Below are 19,326 nucleotides of genomic sequence, written 5' to 3' on the forward strand. Positions count from 1 at the left end.
AAGCTTTGGAATGACTTTATAAGTCAGTCCAAAAATGGCACATTTCTTTTTAATCGTCACTTTATGGATTATCATAAAGACCGATTTGAAGACTATTCTTTAATGGTATTTAAAGATGAAAAGTTAGTCGCAGTTTTGCCAGCAAATAGAGTAGAAGATAAGCTGTTTTCTCATCAGGGATTAACTTATGGCGGATTTGTGTTTTGTGAAAATATTAAAGACTTCACTAGTTTAGTAGATATTATAAGTCAGGTCGGTGTATTTTTAAAAAGCCAAAATTTTAAGTCTTTAAAGATTAAATTAATTCCTGAATTTTATTACAAACAAAAATATCTCTATAATGAAATTATTACTTGTTTTAACGAACAGGTAGAAGAGACTAAAATGGTTTTTGCAGTAGATTTAACTAAAAAGTTAACGATACATAAAAATAAATTAAAAAAGTACAGGAATAATAAGCATCATTTTATAATAGATAAATCAAATCAATTTGACCGGTTTTGGAATGATGTTTTAATTCCTAGATTAAGAGAAAAACACCAAGCACAACCAGTTCATTCACTTTCTGAAATTAAATATTTATCTAATCTATTTCCTGATAACATAAAACAATTTAATATTTATTTAGATAATATTTTATTAGCAGGTATAACTATTTTTGAAAAAGACCATGTTGTAAAATCACAATATGGAGCAACTACAACTCTAGGAGAAAAATATCGAGCATTGGATTATCTTTTCATACACTTAATCAATTTGTATCAAAAAGAAGGTAAGCAAAGTTTTTCTATGGGAACAGCGTTTGCAAAAACATCTTTAGGATATAATCCTGGCTTAAAGAAGCAGAAGGAGGAATTAGGTTGTACGATATTTGAACAGTCAATAATTAATTTAGAGTTTGATGATTAGTTTTCTAGACTTACATAAAATCAATGCACGTTTTGAAACCGAATTTAAAACAAAGTTTGAGGCTTTTTTAAAAAGCGGTTGGTACATTCTTGGTGAAGGAGTAAAGCTGTTTGAAACCGAATTTGCTACCTATTGCGGTACACAGTATTGTATAGGAACAGGAAACGGTTTAGATGCTTTAGAATTGATTTTTAAAGGCTATTTAAAATTAGGGCTTCTACAACCAAAAGATGAGGTAATTGTCCCTGCAAATACTTATATAGCAAGCATTATATCTATAATAAACGCCGGTTTAACTCCAGTTTTAGTAGAGCCAGACGCAAAAACTTTTAATATTGATGTATTAGAAATAGATAAGCATATTTCAACTAAAACAAAAGCAATTTTAGTCGTTCATTTATATGGGCAGTTGTGCGATATGAATTCTATAAATAAACTGGCTAATGATAAAAATTTATTAGTTATTGAAGATGCAGCACAAGCACATGGTGCAACAGCAGATTCAAAAAAAGCAGGCAATTTAGCAGATGCTGCAGCATTTAGTTTTTACCCTTCAAAAAATCTTGGCGCATTAGGAGATGCTGGTGCTGTTACTACAAATAATGAAGAATTAGCGAAGGTGATTTTCAAGTTAAGAAATTACGGATCTTCAGCTAAATATGTTAACGAATTTGTAGGAAGTAACAGTCGTTTGGATGAAATACAGGCATTGTTTCTTTCAACTAAATTAAAACAATTAGATGCAGATAATTTAAGACGTCAAGAGATAGCAAAGTGTTACTTATCCGAAATCAATAATCCTAAAATCAAATTACCGTTTTATGATTACTCCTCAAACCACGTGTTTCATTTATTTGTTGTTTTAGTAAATAATCGTCAAGATTTTGTTAATTATTTAAAAGCTAACAAAATAGAGTCGTCTATACATTATCCTACAGCTCCTCACCAACAAAAAGCGCTTTATCGATTAAATAGTTTAAAATTTCCGATAACAGAAAAAATTCACGAAACTTGTGTTAGTCTACCTATTAGTCCTGTGATGACTCAAAAAGAAGTAGATCAAGTTATTAGAACCCTTAATGATTACTAATTGAAAAAAGTATTAAACTATATTAATAATAATGTTTTATTAAAAGTAGCTTCACTTAATTCAGTATCTGTGATTGTTAAAATTATAGCTGGATTTTTAACGTCAAAGTTTATGGCTATTTTTATTGGTGCCGAAGGTATGGCACTAGTGGGTAACCTTCGTAATTTTGTAGGTTCTGTACAGTCTGTATCTATTTTAGGTCTATACAAAGGTGTTGTTAAATATATAGCACAACATAAGCATGACAGGACAAAACTTTCTAAGATACTATCTACAGTTTTTTATTTAGGGTTTATCTCTACTCTTTTACTAAGTTTTTTAATTTATTATAATGCAGAGTACATAAACGACTTCATTTTTAAAGCCTATAATAACTACACATACATAATAAAAATTTTAGCATTAGCACTACCTTTTTATGCATTAAACACGTTGGCTTTTGCTATAATGAATGGTTTTTCTAAATATAAATATTTAATCATATTCAACATTTTTGGTCAGATTTTAGGAGCCATTATTACTATTCTTTTAATTTGGAAAAACCGAATAGATGGAGCCTTAACAGCTGTTGCTATTGCAGAGTCTATAATCTTTTTAATTACGCTTGTAGGGATTATTAATAGACAAAACTTGGCACCATTAATTAAAGCTAGTAAGTTTAGTTTTAAGTTAACTAAAAAGCTAAGTTCATATTCCGGAATGGCTTTGTTTTCTGCCATTATTTTACCTTTAGTAGCATTATTTATAAGAAATTATATTATAGATAATGTAGGAGTAGAAAGTGCTGGACATTGGGAAGCAATGAACAGAATATCTAACTACTATTTAATGTTTGTTAGCACACTTTTGTCTCTATATATTTTACCTCGTTTTTCTGAAATTGATACTATTAAAGACTTTAGAAAAGAAGTGTTTAGCTTTTATAAGACTATAATTCCGATTTTTGGATTAGGTCTCATTATCATTTACTTCTTAAGACATTTTATTGTTTTAATTGTTTTAACTGAAGAGTTTCAACCTGTAGAAGACCTATTTTTTTGGCAGCTTTTAGGAGATTTTATCAAAGTACTATCAATAGTTATTGCCTATCAATTTTTGGCAAAACGAATGTTTTGGCATTATATAATTACAGAAGCTTTTTCTGTAACAACCTTATACTTTACAAGTCAGTATTTGATTGATGAGTTTGGAGTTGTTGGTGCAAATATGGCTCACTTTGTAACTTATGTATTGTATTACGGGATTATCTTGATGATTTTTTATTCTTCTTTATTTGGTATAATCCCAGAGAAACAGGAAGAAGATTAATTATTCTGCCAAGTTGCTAAGTATTGTTTTGCAACTTCTTTATAATCATGATGTGTTTCAATAAACTGTCTAGCATTTTTAGAAATCTTATTAATTTGATCAGGGTTTTCTATTAACCATTCTAATTTTTTAACTAAATAATTTACATCAGGTAAAGCGTTTATAGCAACAGTATCTTCTTCTAAATTATAATGATCTAGCCATTCTTGTTCAGCGCCTGTAAAAACTACTTTACCTTTTGCCATAGCTTCTAAAGCATTGTAACCTTGGTCGTAGCCGTAAACTTGATCCAGTAAAATATGACAAGAGTCATATAATTTTATGTAATCTTTATAAGGGATATTTTCAGTTCTAAAGACTTCAACTTTATCTGGATATTTATCTTTTAAAATAGATATAGCATCGTCAAAAAATAAGTTACCTTTTTTGTGATAAGCAAATTTATTAACACCATGAAAAATTTTTATTTTTTTTTCAATACTAATTGGAATGTAATGTATTTTATCAGAATTAACAGCATTAGGAATTAATCTTAGATATTTTTCTTTTTTTAGAAAGGGAATATGATAGTCTATGTCACTAGATATAATGCCGTTACATTTTGTGAGTATAAAATCGTGTAAGCGCTTGTAAGGTTTGCTTAAGTACATTAATTGAAAACGATAACGATTTTTTAATGATTTATCGTTTAGATATGGTGTCATAATACTGTACTTGAAACCACCATTAATCATATACTTCATACATGTGTAATCAATACCACAGGATAATAAATAAATTTTTTTAGTTTGTTTAGAAAGAGAGTTAATAAACTTAATTTCGTATTTAGGTGTTATTTTTAATGGCGATTCATTTATAAGTTGTACAACATCAAAGTTGCCTAGGGTTTTTAGGTTAGATTTAGCTTTAATATACATTTGAAAAGCCCCCAAATCTATTTTAGTGAGTTTGTAAATTAAAACTTTAAGCTTTTTTAAAAAGAAATTATTAAAAGAATGGTTTATTTTAATATCTACAGGATAATTTTTAAAACCATCACCAGAAGCCATTATTGTAACATCATGCCCTAATTCAGTCAATCCTTCTTTTAAAGAGTTGTGAAGTCTGCTATACTCTCCAACTAATAATATCTTCATATTTTGTACTTTTACCATTCAAAGATAATTATAAAAAATATTGCAGGTAACTAAGAGTAATAAAAAGAAAATATGCATTATTGTGTCTTCTCTAGGTGCTGGAGGAGCAGAACGATCGTCTGCTTTGTTATCTAAAATGTTAGACTATTTAGGTTATGAGGTTTATCTCATTACTATGTTAAATAGAATAGATTATAAATATCATGGTAAACTATTAAATTTAGGATTGATAAAAGATAGTAACCCTAGTTTTTTAGGGTTAATTAAACGGTATCGATTATTAAAAGAAACACTTGCAAAAGAAAAATTTGATTTGATAATAGATAATCGAACAAGACCTATTTTTTTTAAAGAATTACTTTTAAGTAATTTATTTTATAAAAATCAAAAATTACTTTACGTAATACGAAGTAGGAAATTAAGTGTGTACTTATCAAAAAAAACAATATTTACTTCTCTAGTTTATAATAATGATCATTTCTATGTAGGTGTTTCTAAAGAAATTGAAGACAAAGTAAAGCAGATATATGGGTTTGAAAATGTATTTTCTATATATAATCCTTTAGATTTTAAAGAATTAGAAAGTCTTGCTAATACGTCAATTAAATTTTCAGGAAAGTATATCCTATTTTATGGTAGTTTAAAAGACAAAACTAAGAATATATCAATGCTTATAGATGCCTATAAAAAGTCTGTTTTACCGTCTAAAAAAATACGTCTTTTGATTTTAGGAGATGGTGATGATTTGCAAAAATTAAAGCAAAAAGCCAATACAAATTTAATAGTGTTTAAACCCTTTACAAAAAACCCATTCCCTTATGTGAAAAATGCACTTTTTACCTGTTTAACAAGTAGGTATGAGGGTTTTCCAAGAGTTGTAATAGAGTCTTTGGCTTTAGGTACTCCAGTAGTGTCTGTAAATTGTTCTGGCTCAAGAGAGATTATAAAACACGCCTATAATGGGTTAATTGTAAATAATGATACAGAGTTATATAAACAAGCATTAAACATGTTTATTCTAGAGCAAAACAAATATTTAGCTTGTAAAAAAAATGCAAAAAGTAGTGTAAAGCACCTAAGAATGAGTGCTATTGCAAAACAATGGGAACAAATAGTAAAAAACATTACATAATATGTTTAAAGAGTTAAAAATAATAAACATACCCGTAGTAAAGGATTTAAGAGGTAATTTAGGAGTCGTAGAAAAAGATACCATTCCTTTTGATATAAAACGCGTATATTACTTATATGATGTGCCAAGTGACGCCTATCGTGGTGGGCATGCACATAAAGAACAGTTAGAGTTACTTATAGCATTAAGCGGAAGCTTTGAGGTAACTCTTGATGATGGTAAAAGTAAACGCTCAATAATATTAAATAAACCAAATAAAGGCTTATTAATACCTAAAGGAGTTTGGAGAGAGTTGCAAGATTTTTCATCTGGATCTGTGTGTTTGGTACTAGCTTCAGATGTGTTTGATGAAGAAGATTATATTAGAGATTACAATGATTTTTTGTCTTTTAAAAACTTTATTTAGAAGTATTGAAATATTGATAACTCATAAAACTTATTCTGTATAGTTGTAAGATTTTAATATTAGGATTTTTACCTAATAAATTAGATTTGATTATAACACCAAAATGCTTGTAGATTAACGAAAACAAAAATAGCAAATGTGTTTTTTTTAAAGTTTCAAAAAATGCAAGTAAAGTATTTTCATGAGCTTTAATTTTATTTGACTGGTAAATGCATAATAAGCTTTTTGCGGCAATTTCTTTTTTTTGTAAGTAGTCTGCATTTTTTTCTATTCCTAAGTGATAAACTTCATTGTCTATATGATGTACATTAATTTTATGTTTTTTCAGTAAAGCACCAAAGTAGTTATCCTGACCATAAGAAGAATCTTTTATCATTGAGTTAATCATTAAGAAAACTCTTTTTTTTATCATAAAATTAGCAGAAATTATAACCTTAAAAGGTTTTTTGTTTCTCTTTAAAGCTGGTATCTCTTCATTATTTACCCCATATTTCCAACGTAATGTTTGCTTTGGTCCTGGCGGAGATTTATGATAAGCAAAACCGCCATAAATAGCATCAAAAATAAAGTTGTTTTTGTTAATATATCTAGAAATAAAATTTTTAGATTTTGGCATAACATCAGCATCTAAAAATAGAAGCCAGTCGTATTTTGCTTTCTTGGCAAGATGTTGTCTTGTGGCACTTCTTCCATGGTTTTTTTTAGATTTGTAGTAATGTGTATGCTCTAGCTTGGTAATTGAGGCATTTTTAGAAGAGTAAACTGTACTACAGTCATCTACACAAATGATTTCAAAATCAACTTTACATAATACTAGTTGCTCATAAATTTCAGAAACTAAACTTGTTATATCGTAGTTATAAACAGGAATTAATATTGAAATCATTAAATGAAGGATTAGACTGTAAAAGTAATTATTTTAAATTAGTTTTAGCTTAAAATATTTATATTGCATTTTACAAAATATCAATGTATGACTGATATAGAAACTTCAGAAATAGCCAATTTAATTTTTAATAAAATTCATTCCTCTAAAGAAGAATTAAAACGACTTTATGATGGATCAAAAGATGAGATAGGCTTTTTTTTTATTGATGATCTTTTACCTGAAGATTTGGCGTTAAAATTAAATGATATTTTTCCAAAAGAAGAAGATATGAGATGTTTAAAAAGTTTGAGAGAATATAAATTTATTTCAGCTCAAATGAATAAACATAACAGTCTTTTAGAGAAAGTTTTATACGCGTTTCAGGATGAAAGAATAATTTCTGAGATATCAAAAATTACAGATATTAAGAACTTATATGCAGATCCTTGTTTATACGCAGGAGGATTATCGATGATGAGAAAAGATAATTTTTTAAAACCGCATTTAGATAATTCACATGATGCTAATAGAGCAAGGTGGCGAGTTTTAAATTTACTATATTACGTCTCTCCAGATTGGAAACTAGAAAACGGAGGAAATTTAGAGATTTGGCCAAATGGAACAGGTGGTAAGCAAATAACTATTGAAAGTAAATTTAATAGATTAGCAGTAATGGCTACACATGATCATTCTTGGCATTCGGTAAGTAAAGTTGTTGTTAATAAAAGTAGAAAATGCATATCAAATTATTATTTTAGTGATTATCCTTTAAAGGATAACGATAAGTTTCATGTCACTACCTTTAGAGGTCGACCTAATGAGTTTATTACTAATCTAATTCTTAAATCAGATAGTAAATTAAGAATGTTAATTAGAAAAATTTTCAAAAATGGGATTAGAAAAAACCCGCATATTTATAAAAAAGATAATTAACTTTTACGTTGTACAACTTCAAACACTTTGTTGTCATCACATTTTAATGTTTTGCTTGGGTATTTTAAAAGTAAAGCATAGTCATGGGTCGCCATTAAAATGGTGTTTCCGTTTTTGTTAATGTCTTGTAGCACTTCCATTACCTCAATACTTGTTTGTGGATCTAAATTACCAGTTGGTTCATCTGCTAGTATTAATTCTGGCTCGTTTAATAATGCTCTTGCTATTGCAATACGCTGTTGTTCTCCTCCAGATAATTCATGCGGAAATTTAAAGCCTTTAGTTTTCATACCTACTTTATCCAAAACGGTTTCAATGCGTTCTTTCATTTTATCTTTGTCTTTCCAGCCTGTTGCTTTTAAAACAAAGGTTAAATTGTCATTTATGGTTCTGTCGGTTAGTAATTTAAAATCTTGAAAAACAATACCAAGCTTTCGTCTTAAAAAAGGGATTTCTTTTTCTTTAAGTGTGCGTAAATTAAAATCTACAATATGACCTTCACCTTGTGTTAGTTTTAAATCACCATAAAGCGTTTTCATAAAACTACTTTTTCCAGATCCAGTTTTTCCTATTAAATAAACAAAATCACCTTTGTTGACTTGTAAATTAACATTAGATAATACTAAACTTTCTCCTTGAAAAATACTAGCGTCTTTTAATTCTAAAACGGTTTGACTCATATTCGATTTTAATTATTTATAACAAAGTAAACAAAATTTTATGTCACAGCCTATTAAAAGGTTTTTATATTAATCTTAAAGCATTACCTTAGTCATTTTTACAAAAAATGATAAAATTACTACCAACCAAATACCGTATAATTTATCTTATAATTTTTGTTTTAGGACTTTTAAAGGTCTTAAAAACTGGTGCTATTTTTTATCCAGATAGTTATGCGTTTTTAGATATGCAAATTAACAGGTCACCGGTTTACAGTCTGTTCTTAAAACTGACAACGACTGTTTTTGGTGATTATTATGAGGTGCCAGTTTTGGTTTTACAGTATTTGTTTTTTGTATTAGCTATTAATTATTTATTAAAGTCAATCAAATCAAAAATCAATTTATCAGCAGTAGGAATTTTATTAATCCAGTTTTCAATTTTAATAAATGGGTTGTACTTTTATTTATCGGTAAATAGAGTGCTTTCTGAAGCTATAGTGTTTCCTTTAATTTTAATTTTTATTGCTGAAGTTTTTAAACTATTATCCAATAAAACACTTAAGAGCTCTTATAAACTAATTGTTGTTTTTTTTGTTCTACTATTTACAAGAGGTCAGTTTTTAGCTTTTTTACCATTATTAATTTTAGCGCTTCTTTATGTTATTTATCAATCTAAAAATTATAAAAAAGGAATCATTGTTTTATGCTTAACATTAGCAACACCTTTTTTAAGTAGTCTTTTAGAAAAGACGTATAACAAAGTGGTTATTGGTGAATTTAAAGGTTACGCTATGACCTATGTACATTTTATAACAAACCCTTTTTATATCGCTAATACGGAAGATGAAAAGCTGTTTTCTAATCCTGAAGAAAAAGCTTTTTTTAATAGAACATACAATCTAATGTTAGATAAAAAAATAACAAGAAACCAAGCTATACAAACCAAATATGTAGATGATTATCTTTTTTTTGAGAACAACTTTTCAAAAATTTGTAACGCTTCAATTCATCAGGCTAACATGGATTATTATGGCACGCAAGGGTATAATTATTTAGAACAGCAATACAAGGTAGACCAAATGACATCTAGTATGTTTTTGCCTTTATTAAAGGCAAACTTTAAAACATGGGTAAGAATGGTTGTAAAAAGCTTTATTAAAGGATTTGGCGGAATACAAATGTGTCTTGCTTTAGGATTATTACTCTTATATTGCATTATGTTTTTTAAAGATAATACAATGTTATTTTTAGGAATAGCAATAACTTTAAAGGTTTTAAACGGAATTATCATCGCAATGGTCGTACATTCAATTTATAGGTATACTTTTTATTTTGATTGGGTTTTATTATCAGCATTTATTTTAATATTAGATTCTAAAATTAAAAAAGCATAAGATGTCTGTAGAGTTATCCATAGTAATGCCATGTTTAAATGAAGCTGAAACCATAGAAAGCTGTATAGCAAAAGCACTAAATTTTTTAAAAGAAAACAATATTTCTGGAGAAGTTGTTATTGGTGATAACGGAAGCACAGATGGTTCTCAAAATTTAGCATTGGCTTTAGGTGCTAGAGTAGTAGATGTAAAAGAAAAAGGTTATGGTAGTGCGTCAAGAGGCGCGATTGAAGCAGCGAAAGGCAAATATGTAATTACTGCAGATACAGACGATAGTCATGATTTAGAAAACCTAATGCCTTTTGTAACAAAACTACGCGAAGGTTATGACTTGGTAATGGGTAATCGTTTTAAAGGCGAAAAAATTGAAAACTCAATGCCTTTTTTACATCGGTATTTAGGTAATCCAGTACTGAGTTTTATTGGAAATTTATTTTTTAAAACTAAAATAAACGACTTTCATTGTGGTTTACGAGGTATTAATAAAAAAGCATACCAAACACTAGATTTAAAATCTACAGGAATGGAGTTTGCTTCAGAAATTGTAGTAAAAGCCTCCATGTTAAATCTTAAAATAACCGAAGTACCAACTACAGTTTTTCCAGCGGGAAGAACACGTAAAGCGCATTTAAGAACATTTCCCGATGGTTGGCGTCACCTTCGTTTTTTATTGCTGTACAGTCCAAAATGGTTGTTCCTTTTTCCTGGGTTGTTATTGTTGTTAATAGCTTTACTTGCAACAATTTATTTGGTTGTTAAGCCAGAAGATAATTTAATAAAATGGTTGCCGGTTTCGTCTTCATTAATATTAATTGGGTTTCAGTTTATATTATTTTATGCGCTAACAAAGATTTATGCAACAAATCAAAACCTAATTCCAAGAGGAAAAAACTATAATAACCTATTTAAATATTTTACTTTAGAAAAAGGTTTGTTAGTTGGATTTTTAATGATTCTTGGCGGAAGCGCAAGTTTACTCTATTGCTTTTTAGCAGAAATTTCTTCTTTTGAAGTGTTAAAACTCTTAATTCCTTCAGCAATTTTTACAGCGCTTGGTGTACAACTAATTTTGTTTAGCTTTTTCTTTAGTATACTTGGTTTAGTAGATAAAAAGGATTAGTTAAAGTCTACATTTAATAACTCCGTTTATAATTATTAGTTAAATCTAACGTTAAGCTATTAGATTAATTTATCTTTGATTTACAATTTAAAAAACGTGTCAATGTTAGTAAAAAAACAGCTCACCTTTTTAGTGGTTTTTCTATTTTCGGTAGTGATGATGGCGCAACAAACCGCCATTTATACAAGTCCTTTAACCGATTATCAAAAAGCACTTCAACTATTTAATAATCAACAATATTTAGCGGCGCAAACCTTGTTTAGTCAGGTTAAAAAGCAAACCGATAATCCAAATATCGAAAGCGATTGTGCTTTCTATATTGCCAATTCGGCAATTAGATTAAACCAGCAAGGCGCAGATACGATGATGGAAAATTTTGTTGAAAATTATCCAACAAGTACCAAAAAGAATACAGCCTTTTTAGATGTAGCCGATTATTATTTTGAAAACGGAAAATACGCCTACGCACAAAAATGGTACGAAAAAGTAGACGAAGCGTCTATGAGTCGAGCAGACCGAGAAAAATTCAATTTTAATAATGGTTACGCTTCATTTGTAACCAAAAATTATAACGATGCTAAAAAGTATTTAACGCGTGTAGAGACTTCACAAAAATATGGCTCTCAAGCAAAATATTATTTAGGATTTATGTCTTATCAAGGTGATGATTATGATAGCGCCAACAAGTATTTTGATCAAGTTAGTGATGACGAAAAGTACAAAGAAAAGCTAAGCTATTACCAAGCCGATTTAAACTTTAAACTAGGTAAGTTTGAAAAAGCGATAGAATTAGCTAAAGAAAAACTACCAACTAGTGATAGAAATGAAATTTCTGAACTTAATAAAATTATAGGCGAAAGCTATTTCAACTTAGAAAAATACAGCGATGCCATTCCGTATTTAAAAGAATACCGAGGTAGAAAAGGCAAGTGGAGCAATACCGATTATTACCAATTAGGTTACGCCTATTACAAACAGAAAGATTATGACAGTGCTATTTCAGAATTTAATAAAATTGTAAGCGCAAATAATAGCGTTGCCCAAAATGCTTACTATCATTTAGGCGAAAGTTACGTACATGTCGGTAAAAAACAAGAAGCATTAAACGCTTTTAGAAATGCATCTCAGATGGATTACGATTTAAAAATTCAAGAAGATGCTTGGTTAAATTATGCTAAAATTAGTTACGAGATTGGTAACGCTTACCAATCGGTACCACAAGTATTGACAAGTTATTTAGAAAAATATCCTGATACGCAATATAAAGATGAAGTAGAAACACTTTTAATAGACTCTTACATTACATCTAAAAACTATAAAGAAGCGTTAGAATTACTAAAAAATAAAAAGAGTTTTGAAAGTAAAGTAGCATACCAAAAAGTAGCGTTTTATCGTGGTTTAGAATTATATAATGAAGGAAATTACCAAGACGCAAAAGACCTTTTTGAAAAATCTTTAAGCGAGCAACAAGACCAAACCTTTACAGCGCGTGCAACATTTTGGAACGCCGAAACGGATTATAATTTAAGTGATTACAACGAAGCTTTAATTGGTTTTAAACAGTTTGAACAGCAAACTGAAGCGCCTTCAACTAAAGAATATACTAACTTAGATTACAATATTGCTTACACCTATTTTAAACAAAAAAAGTATAGTGAAGCGACGCAGTATTTCAACAGTTTTATCTCAAAACACAAAGAAGATAAAGTAAGATTGAATGATGCTTACTTGCGTTTAGCCGATGGTTATTTTGTGTCAAGTCGTTATACAGATGCTATTTCGGCTTACGAAAAAGCAATTGCTGTTGGACAATTAGAAAACGATTATGCGTTCTTTCAAAAGGCGATGAGTTATGGTTACATAAGCCAAGATGCTAAAAAAAGAAATGAGTTAGAACAGTTTATTTCAACGTATAATAACTCAAAACTACGTGATGATGCGATGTACGCGTTAGGAGATTCTTATGTAAAATCTGGTGACGATGCTAAAGCAATTCAGACCTTTGATCGCTTAATTTCAGAGTACAAAACAAGTCCGTTTAACAGCAAAGCACAGTTGCGTCAAGGATTAGTATTTTACAATAAAAATGATAACCAACACGCATTGACTAAGTTAAAAGCTGTGGCAGAGAATTATCCAAACTCACCAGAAGCCAATCAAGCGGTCTCTACTGCAAGATTAATCTACATAGATTTAGGTCAAGTAGACGCTTATGCTGCTTGGGTTAATACTTTGGATTATGTAGAAGTTACCGATGCCGATTTAGATAATGACACTTACGAAGCTGCCGAAAAACAGTTTTTAGACAACAATACCAATGCAGCGATTAAACAGTTTAACAACTATTTAAACCAATTTCCTAATGGATTACATGCTAACTCTGCACATTTCTATTTGGCACAAATGTATTTTAAAAAGGACTTGCCAGATAATGCAAAACCACATTTTGAATATGTTGTAAACCAATCGCAAAGCGAATTTACAGAAGAAGCATTGCTACGTTTATCTCAAATTCAGTTAGATCAAAAAGATTGGAATGCAGCAATACCAACGTTAAAGCGTTTGGAAGCCGAATCTAATTTTCCGCAAAACTCTCTGTTTGCGCAGTCTAATTTAATGCAAGCTAATTATCAATTAGAGCAGTATAGTCAAGCTGTCGCTTACGCGGAAAAAGTACTTGCTAACACCAATTTAGATAACAAAATTAAAAGCGATGCTTACGTCATTATTGCACGTTCTGCAATTAAAACAAATGATGAAGCTAAAGCTAAAACAGCATATCAAAACGTTGAAGTAACTGCAACAGGAGAAACTGCTGCAGAAGCTTTGTACTACAGCGCTTATTTTAAAAACAAAGAAGGCAACTATGAAGCGTCTAACGCAGTAGCACAGCGATTAGCTAAAGATTATTCGGGTTATAAATATTACGGAGCAAAAGGGTTAATCGTTATGGCAAAGAATTTTTATGCTTTAGGCGATGCGTTTCAAGCGACTTACATTTTAGAAAGTGTGATTAAAAACTTCAGCAATTTTGAAGATGTAAAGACAGAAGCCGAAACCGAATTAGCAACTATAAAAGCAGAAGAAGCTAAAACAAATTCTTCTGTAATTACCGAAGATTAAGATACAATCATAATTCAATAAAACTAAATTATGTTTAATAACAAAAAGCAAATCATATTACTGTTTTTATCTTTGATAACAACCGTAATGTTATTTTCTCAAGAAAGAGATCAAGACACTATAAATACAGATGTTATAGATGTTATAAAGCCATATACACCAACCGTTTCGGATGCATTTAAAGTAAAAGAAACACCAACGTTAGATGATACCGAAACTGGTGCAAAAAAAGAAGTGCAATACAATATTTTTTCGTTTCCTGTAGCATCTACATTTACACCAGCAAAAGGTAAAGCAGCAGTTGTTGACAAAGCAAAAAAAGTGAAATTATACGATAACTATGCTAGTTTAGGTGTTGGGACTTACACAACTATTGTTGGAGAAGTATTTTTAAATCACGCAATTGGTCGTAATCAGTCTGTAAGTGCTCACGTTGCACATCAATCGTCTCAAGGCGATGTAGAAGATGTGTTGACAGATAGTGGTTTTTCAGATTCTAAATTAAATTTAAGCTATACTAATAGAAATAGAGATTTTACCTGGTCTGCTTTAGGCGGATTTCAATATCAAACTTACAATTGGTATGGTTTACAGCAACCATTATATGATCAGACAACAGCAGATGGATTGGACGTTGGTCATTCTTATTACACAGCTCATGTTGGTGGTGATATTAATTTTGAAGATGCAATTGTTAATGATGGAAGTGTGTTGTTTAGACGATTTGGAGACGATTACAGTTCTGTAGAAAATAGATTTAAAGCCGATGTAAACGGAACAGTGACCATTCAAGATTTAGATATAAATACAGGCGTTTTTGTAGATTATTTAAGCGGAAGTTTTGACCGTGATTACTACTCGCCAACCGAATTAAACTATGGTAATTTTCAAGTTGGTGTCAATCCAAAATTACAACTTAAACAAGACGATTTAACAGTAGATTTAGGTTTAAAAGCGGTTTATTTTAATAATACAGAAGCTAGTGATAGTAAGTTTTTTGTCTATCCAGATATTGCAGCAAGTTATAAATTAGTAGACGAAATTTTAATCGTTTTTGCAGGAGTAAAAGGTGGATTAATACAAAATAACTATCATGATTTTGCACAAGAGAATCCGTTTGTGTCACCAAATTTATATGTCGTCCCTACAGATCAGCAATACAATGCATTTGGAGGATTAAGAGGAAAATTATCTAGCAATACAAGTTATACGATTAGCGGAAGATATCAAGCCGAAAAAAACAAAACTTTATTTATAAATAATGATGTGTTGGCAACAGAACAACCATATACTTATGGTAATTCTTTTGGTGTAACCTATGATAATGTAAATACGTTTAGCGTTGCAGGTGAAGTAAATGTAGACGTAAACAGAAACTTTACCTTAGGTTTAAAAGCCGAATATTTTACTTATGATGTTAAAAATGAAGAAGAAGCATGGAATCTGCCAGATATTGAAGCGTCTTTATTTTTAGATTATCAAATAGACGAACATTGGTTTGCAGGCGCTAACTTATTTTATGTTGGAGAACGTAAAGATTTATTATTTGTGCCAAGTCTATTAGCTCCACCAACAAATCAAGTAGTAACTTTAGATAGTTATTTTGATGCTAATGCACATGTGGGTTATCACATTACCGATAGATGGTCTGCATTTTTAAAGGCAAATAATATTGCTTCTCAAAACTACAATAAGTGGCAAAACACGCCAGTACAAGGTATTCAGATCTTAGCTGGTGCGACTTATAAGTTTGATTTTAATTAGTATTGGCATAATAATTGTTAAATTTGAAATAACAATAAACCTTTAAAATGAAAAATATAATCACTCTTATTTGCTTTTTAGTAGTAGCAAATACAGGTTTTGCACAAGTTGATGCCTATAGCGAAGACGTAAAAAAATGTATAAAAAGTAATGGTACGATAGCTTATTATGAAAATGTAGTAGACCAAATGTTTACAATGTTAGAAGAACAATTTGAATCTCAAAACGTTCCAGCAAAAGTTTGGACAGAAGTAAAAGCAGAAAAAACAGATGCAATGGATGAGTTAGCTCAAATGATAGTGTCTGCTTATCGCGCACACTTTACCCATGAAGACGTAAAAAAAATGAATGCATTATACGCAACCAAAGCTGGACAAAACATGTTTAAACCAGAAGAGTTGTCTGAAGGAGATAAAGTAGTTTTAAAAGAATTTTATGCAAGCGAAACAGGACAGAAAATTGTAAACTCACAAGATTCTATGAATGCGTCCATGAGTAATATATCTGAGATGTGGAGTAAAGATTTATACCAAGGTGTAATTTCTAAATTATCAGAAAAAGGTTATAATCTTTAAGTGATTTTATGAAAGTTTATACTTTAACAATAGGGCTATTCCTTTTTTCAGTGGTTAGCTATGCTTGTAGTTGTAGTTACGGAACATTAAGTACTAAACTTAATAGTTTTGATAATATTTTTACAGCTAAAGTAGTTAAGGTGTTAGAGTATCATAGTAATTCTAAACAAGCAAAAAAGATAGAGGTTGAATTTTTAGAAAAAATAAATTTTAAGTACAATTCAAATATAATTTATTTCTCAGAACCAAGTGGGATTTGTCCAATACCAAACCCAAAAAAAGATTCAGAATGGCTTTTTTATATTAATATATCTGAAGAAAATAAATTAATTATCAGTGAATGTAATCCTTCAGTTAATTTAAAAAACAGGAGAGCTAAAGATGATTTAAGTAAATTGAAAATCTTAAACAATCTACGAAAGGAAAATTTAGAGTCTTTAAGTTTTTATGAAAGTAATCTGTCTTTTTTTCAGTCAGATTTTAGTCGATCAAAATATTATGAGTTTGATAATGATTATGGTCTATATGAAGTTGTTTTTGACAATAATCTTTCATGTGTAAACAAGATAACAGTAAAAAAAGGACTAGGCGATAAATTTGATGAAAAAATAATGAGTTATTTTAAAAATAGGTTTAATTTAAAATTAAGAAGTAATGTGAAGTCTTTAGTTGATGATAATTTTAAATTAAGAGTTTTAGTATGGAAGACTAAATAAAAATTTTAGCCAAATACTCATAATGCTCGCCTTCAGCGAGCATTTCGCATTTTAAACCAACAGCTTTGCATGCGGTATCTAATAAATTAAAGTCTAGGTAAAGCCACTTCATTGGTGTTTCTTTTTCACCTTTATAAGAAATGTAATAATCTAATTCGCCATAATAATTAGCATTCATATCGTGCCAAAATCCGCCATCTTCATCTAAGTACATATATTTTATATCACTAGAATCAATTAAAATTTGTCCGTTTTTATTTAAAATAGATTTTAAGTGTAATAGGTATTTTGACACTTGATTTAAGGTTTGAAAAATACCAGTGCCATTCATAAGTAAAAGAATAGTATCAAAAGTTTCGGTTTCATCTAAAATAGATTTGTGTTCAATATTTAAAACGCCTCTTTGTTTTGCAACTTCCACAGCACCTTTAGAGATATCTATTGCTTTAACTTCAATATCTTTTTGCTGTAAATACAAACTGTGGCTACCTGCGCCACAACCAACATCAAGCGTTTTACCTTTTGCTAATTTTAGTGCTTTTTGCTCTAGTTTAGGCATGTCTTTAAAACCTCTGAATAAATAAGGAAGCGGTAACTCATCCTCATCAGAAATGTTTGTTGAGGTTATAATGTCTTCGGTGTAGTTACCGTTATAATAATCTAATAAAGCTTTTCCAAAAAGGTCTTTCATTTAGTTTTAATTTTCATTTCCGCGAAAGCGAAAACATAGTGGTAAAATAGTATTTTTGCAGCATGCAAGAGTTTATAAATAACCTTCCAAAGCTTGCCAAAGATAAGCATAAGGAAAACAAAACCTTTTTTACAAAGTTAAAAAAGAAGCCGCCAAAACAATTAGATTATATCATGCAAGAGTTGCATGAAGAAGAATTTGAACGTACAGATTGTTTAGAATGTGCTAATTGTTGTAAAACAACAGGTCCATTATTTACCAATAAGGATGTAGAGCGTATTGCTAAGTATTTTAAAATGAAACCACAACAATTTATCGATACGTATTTGCGTATTGATGAAGATAATGATTATGTATTGCAAAGCGTACCATGTACATTTTTAGGTGCCGATAATTATTGTTCTATTTATGATGTTAGACCCAAAGCTTGTGCCGAGTTTCCGCATACGGATAGAAAAAAGTTTCAGCAAATATCAAATTTAACAATGAAAAATGTAGCCATTTGTCCTGCTGCTTATAATATAGTTGAAGCTATGAAAAAACGTATTAATCTATAACATTTGGTTTGGTTTTTGTGCATTAATGGTCTAAATTTAATTCTATGAAAAAAAGTGTATTTGCTTTATTATTATGTGTTTTTGTAACTAGTTTTTCTTGGTCGCAAGAATGGTTAACCTCTTTTAAATTTGCTAAAAGATTGGCTTTAATGGAAGATAAGATGATTTTAGCAATTTGGGAAAACTCTGCAAGTTATGCTTATCCTGTTTTGATAGAAGACAATAAAGGTATTAAGTACGAGGTCAAGCTATTTGAAGATGAAAACGCAAACAAATTAGTTTGGGAATATTTTGTGCCAGTCATAATTAGTGAGAGTAATTATGATCAATTAGCAGAAGATTACTTAAAGGATAAAAGTTACCAATATAAAGAACGTTTTAATGATGACTTTTTAAAAGTCATGGATCCAAATGGAAATATAATTAATACTAAAGCTTTAGACGAATACGGTATTTTAAACCTTACTAGACTGATTAGAAGCTATGCATTAAACTTATCATTTTTAAAATCTGAAATGACAGGTTATTTTGAAAACAAGTCATTTTCATCTGCATTTAGACTCGCAGTTAAATATTTAGATTTTGCAACTTATGCTAAAGACGACGTTAAAAAAGAGATTGTTAATTTATCTGATATTTATATGAATGAAGCTAAGACATTGTTAGAAAAAAGTAATTTTGATAATAAATCTGCTTTAACTCAAAAAATAGAATTATTAGATTTAAATAAAGATTTAATCTTAGGTAGACATCGTAAAGTTTACCGTGCTTTAAAAAAGACAAATGAGACTAGTATAGATAAAATTAATAAATCACTATATGCCTTTTTACAATATGCTTCATTAAAAGGGATAGGTAAAATAGAAGAATCCTTAAAATGGCAAGGTCAAGTCACTCAAAATGATTTGAATAAAATAAAGTTTCTCGTTAAATAAACTTTAT

General features: G+C 29.6%; 18 protein-coding genes. 14 read left to right on the top strand and 4 right to left on the bottom strand.

All coding sequences use genetic code 11. The features are described 5' to 3' along the window. Nucleotides 1-63 precede the first annotated feature (63 nt). The 3 genes from H574_RS14145 to H574_RS0109855 are packed head-to-tail and all read left to right on the top strand — an operon-like array spanning nucleotide 64 to nucleotide 3,307. Nucleotides 64-909, top strand: a complete 846-nt coding sequence (locus H574_RS14145; protein WP_240471265.1) for a FemAB family protein — start codon at nucleotides 64-66, stop codon at nucleotides 907-909. Beyond that, nucleotides 902-1,999 carry a DegT/DnrJ/EryC1/StrS family aminotransferase gene (locus tag H574_RS0109850; RefSeq protein WP_027880419.1) on the top strand — a complete coding sequence of 366 codons (1,098 nt, stop codon included), beginning with the start codon at nucleotides 902-904 and terminating at the stop codon, nucleotides 1,997-1,999. Before H574_RS14145 ends, H574_RS0109850 begins: the two co-directional genes overlap by 8 nt. Next, nucleotides 2,000-3,307: an O-antigen translocase gene (locus tag H574_RS0109855; protein WP_027880420.1), complete on the top strand. Its 1,308-nt coding sequence runs from the start codon at nucleotides 2,000-2,002 to the stop codon at nucleotides 3,305-3,307. On the opposite strand, the gene H574_RS0109860 is transcribed toward H574_RS0109855, so the two are convergent. Beyond that, nucleotides 3,304-4,443 carry a glycosyltransferase gene (locus H574_RS0109860; RefSeq protein WP_027880421.1) on the bottom strand — a complete coding sequence of 380 codons (1,140 nt, stop codon included), beginning with the start codon at nucleotides 4,441-4,443 and terminating at the stop codon, nucleotides 3,304-3,306. The genes H574_RS0109855 and H574_RS0109860 overlap by 4 nt on opposite strands. A gap of 82 nt (nucleotides 4,444-4,525) precedes the next feature. Between H574_RS0109860 and H574_RS0109865 the strand changes: the two genes are divergently transcribed. Next, a complete protein-coding gene (locus tag H574_RS0109865; protein WP_155912639.1) occupies nucleotides 4,526-5,575 on the top strand; it encodes a glycosyltransferase in 1,050 nt (349 codons plus the stop codon). A gap of 1 nt (nucleotide 5,576) precedes the next feature. Beyond that, on the top strand, nucleotides 5,577-5,981 hold the full coding sequence (locus H574_RS0109870) for a sugar 3,4-ketoisomerase (protein WP_027880423.1): 405 nt from the start codon (nucleotides 5,577-5,579) through the stop codon (nucleotides 5,979-5,981). Here the strand turns inward: H574_RS0109870 and H574_RS0109875 are convergent. Beyond that, the gene (locus H574_RS0109875) at nucleotides 5,974-6,867 is read right to left on the bottom strand and encodes a glycosyltransferase family 2 protein (protein ID WP_027880424.1); all 894 of its coding nucleotides are present in this window, start codon (nucleotides 6,865-6,867) and stop codon (nucleotides 5,974-5,976) included. The genes H574_RS0109870 and H574_RS0109875 overlap by 8 nt on opposite strands. An 87-nt stretch (nucleotides 6,868-6,954) precedes the next feature. Between H574_RS0109875 and H574_RS0109880 the strand changes: the two genes are divergently transcribed. Further along, the gene (locus H574_RS0109880; RefSeq protein WP_036227524.1) at nucleotides 6,955-7,782 is read left to right on the top strand and encodes a 2OG-Fe(II) oxygenase; all 828 of its coding nucleotides are present in this window, start codon (nucleotides 6,955-6,957) and stop codon (nucleotides 7,780-7,782) included. Here H574_RS0109880 and H574_RS0109885 read toward each other — a convergent pair. Then, nucleotides 7,779-8,462 (bottom strand): cell division ATP-binding protein FtsE, encoded by a 684-nt coding sequence (locus H574_RS0109885; protein WP_027880426.1) that lies wholly within the window; start codon nucleotides 8,460-8,462, stop codon nucleotides 7,779-7,781. The genes H574_RS0109880 and H574_RS0109885 overlap by 4 nt on opposite strands. 107 nt (nucleotides 8,463-8,569) lie before the next feature. On the opposite strand from H574_RS0109885, the gene H574_RS0109890 reads away from it, so the two are divergent. The 6 genes from H574_RS0109890 to H574_RS0109915 all read left to right on the top strand — a co-directional run bounded on the left by H574_RS0109890 (nucleotide 8,570) and on the right by H574_RS0109915 (nucleotide 17,136). Beyond that, nucleotides 8,570-9,838 (top strand): hypothetical protein, encoded by a 1,269-nt coding sequence (locus H574_RS0109890; protein WP_027880427.1) that lies wholly within the window; start codon nucleotides 8,570-8,572, stop codon nucleotides 9,836-9,838. Between the two features lies 1 nt (nucleotide 9,839). Then, nucleotides 9,840-10,958, top strand: a complete 1,119-nt coding sequence (locus H574_RS0109895; RefSeq protein WP_051169873.1) for a glycosyltransferase — start codon at nucleotides 9,840-9,842, stop codon at nucleotides 10,956-10,958. A gap of 102 nt (nucleotides 10,959-11,060) precedes the next feature. Further along, a complete protein-coding gene (locus tag H574_RS0109900; RefSeq protein ID WP_027880429.1) occupies nucleotides 11,061-14,081 on the top strand; it encodes a tetratricopeptide repeat protein in 3,021 nt (1,006 codons plus the stop codon). A gap of 30 nt (nucleotides 14,082-14,111) precedes the next feature. After that, nucleotides 14,112-15,845, top strand: coding sequence for a TonB-dependent receptor (locus H574_RS0109905; RefSeq protein WP_036227527.1), 1,734 nt, complete (start codon nucleotides 14,112-14,114; stop codon nucleotides 15,843-15,845). A gap of 47 nt (nucleotides 15,846-15,892) precedes the next feature. Continuing rightward, on the top strand, nucleotides 15,893-16,420 hold the full coding sequence (locus tag H574_RS0109910; protein WP_027880431.1) for a DUF2059 domain-containing protein: 528 nt from the start codon (nucleotides 15,893-15,895) through the stop codon (nucleotides 16,418-16,420). Nucleotides 16,421-16,428: 8 nt separating this feature from the next. Then, nucleotides 16,429-17,136 (top strand): hypothetical protein, encoded by a 708-nt coding sequence (locus H574_RS0109915; protein WP_027880432.1) that lies wholly within the window; start codon nucleotides 16,429-16,431, stop codon nucleotides 17,134-17,136. Here the strand turns inward: H574_RS0109915 and H574_RS0109920 are convergent. Continuing rightward, entirely contained in the window at nucleotides 17,129-17,827 is a 699-nt protein-coding gene (locus H574_RS0109920) for a class I SAM-dependent methyltransferase (RefSeq protein ID WP_027880433.1), read from the bottom strand. The two genes, H574_RS0109915 and H574_RS0109920, sit on opposite strands and share 8 nt — an antisense overlap. A 62-nt stretch (nucleotides 17,828-17,889) precedes the next feature. On the opposite strand from H574_RS0109920, the gene H574_RS0109925 reads away from it, so the two are divergent. Both H574_RS0109925 and H574_RS0109930 read left to right on the top strand, forming a co-directional pair. Beyond that, nucleotides 17,890-18,384, top strand: a complete 495-nt coding sequence (locus H574_RS0109925) for a YkgJ family cysteine cluster protein (RefSeq protein ID WP_027880434.1) — start codon at nucleotides 17,890-17,892, stop codon at nucleotides 18,382-18,384. Nucleotides 18,385-18,428: 44 nt separating this feature from the next. Beyond that, the gene (locus H574_RS0109930) at nucleotides 18,429-19,319 is read left to right on the top strand and encodes a hypothetical protein (RefSeq protein ID WP_027880435.1); all 891 of its coding nucleotides are present in this window, start codon (nucleotides 18,429-18,431) and stop codon (nucleotides 19,317-19,319) included. Nucleotides 19,320-19,326 lie beyond the last annotated feature (7 nt).

Origin of the sequence: Mesoflavibacter zeaxanthinifaciens DSM 18436, from assembly GCF_000422365.1 — a bacterium.
GTDB lineage: Bacteria > Bacteroidota > Bacteroidia > Flavobacteriales > Flavobacteriaceae > Mesoflavibacter > Mesoflavibacter zeaxanthinifaciens.

Coding starts and splice junctions, on each gene's coding strand:
- H574_RS14145 (WP_240471265.1), top strand. CDS start 64: ATGGATTATCATAAAGACCGATTTGAAGACTATTCTTTAATGGTATTT.
- H574_RS0109850 (WP_027880419.1), top strand. CDS start 902: ATGATTAGTTTTCTAGACTTACATAAAATCAATGCACGTTTTGAAACC.
- H574_RS0109860 (WP_027880421.1), bottom strand. CDS start 4,443: ATGAAGATATTATTAGTTGGAGAGTATAGCAGACTTCACAACTCTTTA.
- H574_RS0109870 (WP_027880423.1), top strand. CDS start 5,577: ATGTTTAAAGAGTTAAAAATAATAAACATACCCGTAGTAAAGGATTTA.
- H574_RS0109875 (WP_027880424.1), bottom strand. CDS start 6,867: ATGATTTCAATATTAATTCCTGTTTATAACTACGATATAACAAGTTTA.
- H574_RS0109880 (WP_036227524.1), top strand. CDS start 6,955: ATGACTGATATAGAAACTTCAGAAATAGCCAATTTAATTTTTAATAAA.
- H574_RS0109885 (WP_027880426.1), bottom strand. CDS start 8,462: ATGAGTCAAACCGTTTTAGAATTAAAAGACGCTAGTATTTTTCAAGGA.
- H574_RS0109890 (WP_027880427.1), top strand. CDS start 8,570: ATGATAAAATTACTACCAACCAAATACCGTATAATTTATCTTATAATT.
- H574_RS0109895 (WP_051169873.1), top strand. CDS start 9,840: ATGTCTGTAGAGTTATCCATAGTAATGCCATGTTTAAATGAAGCTGAA.
- H574_RS0109900 (WP_027880429.1), top strand. CDS start 11,061: ATGTTAGTAAAAAAACAGCTCACCTTTTTAGTGGTTTTTCTATTTTCG.
- H574_RS0109905 (WP_036227527.1), top strand. CDS start 14,112: ATGTTTAATAACAAAAAGCAAATCATATTACTGTTTTTATCTTTGATA.
- H574_RS0109910 (WP_027880431.1), top strand. CDS start 15,893: ATGAAAAATATAATCACTCTTATTTGCTTTTTAGTAGTAGCAAATACA.
- H574_RS0109915 (WP_027880432.1), top strand. CDS start 16,429: ATGAAAGTTTATACTTTAACAATAGGGCTATTCCTTTTTTCAGTGGTT.
- H574_RS0109920 (WP_027880433.1), bottom strand. CDS start 17,827: ATGAAAGACCTTTTTGGAAAAGCTTTATTAGATTATTATAACGGTAAC.
- H574_RS0109925 (WP_027880434.1), top strand. CDS start 17,890: ATGCAAGAGTTTATAAATAACCTTCCAAAGCTTGCCAAAGATAAGCAT.
- H574_RS0109930 (WP_027880435.1), top strand. CDS start 18,429: ATGAAAAAAAGTGTATTTGCTTTATTATTATGTGTTTTTGTAACTAGT.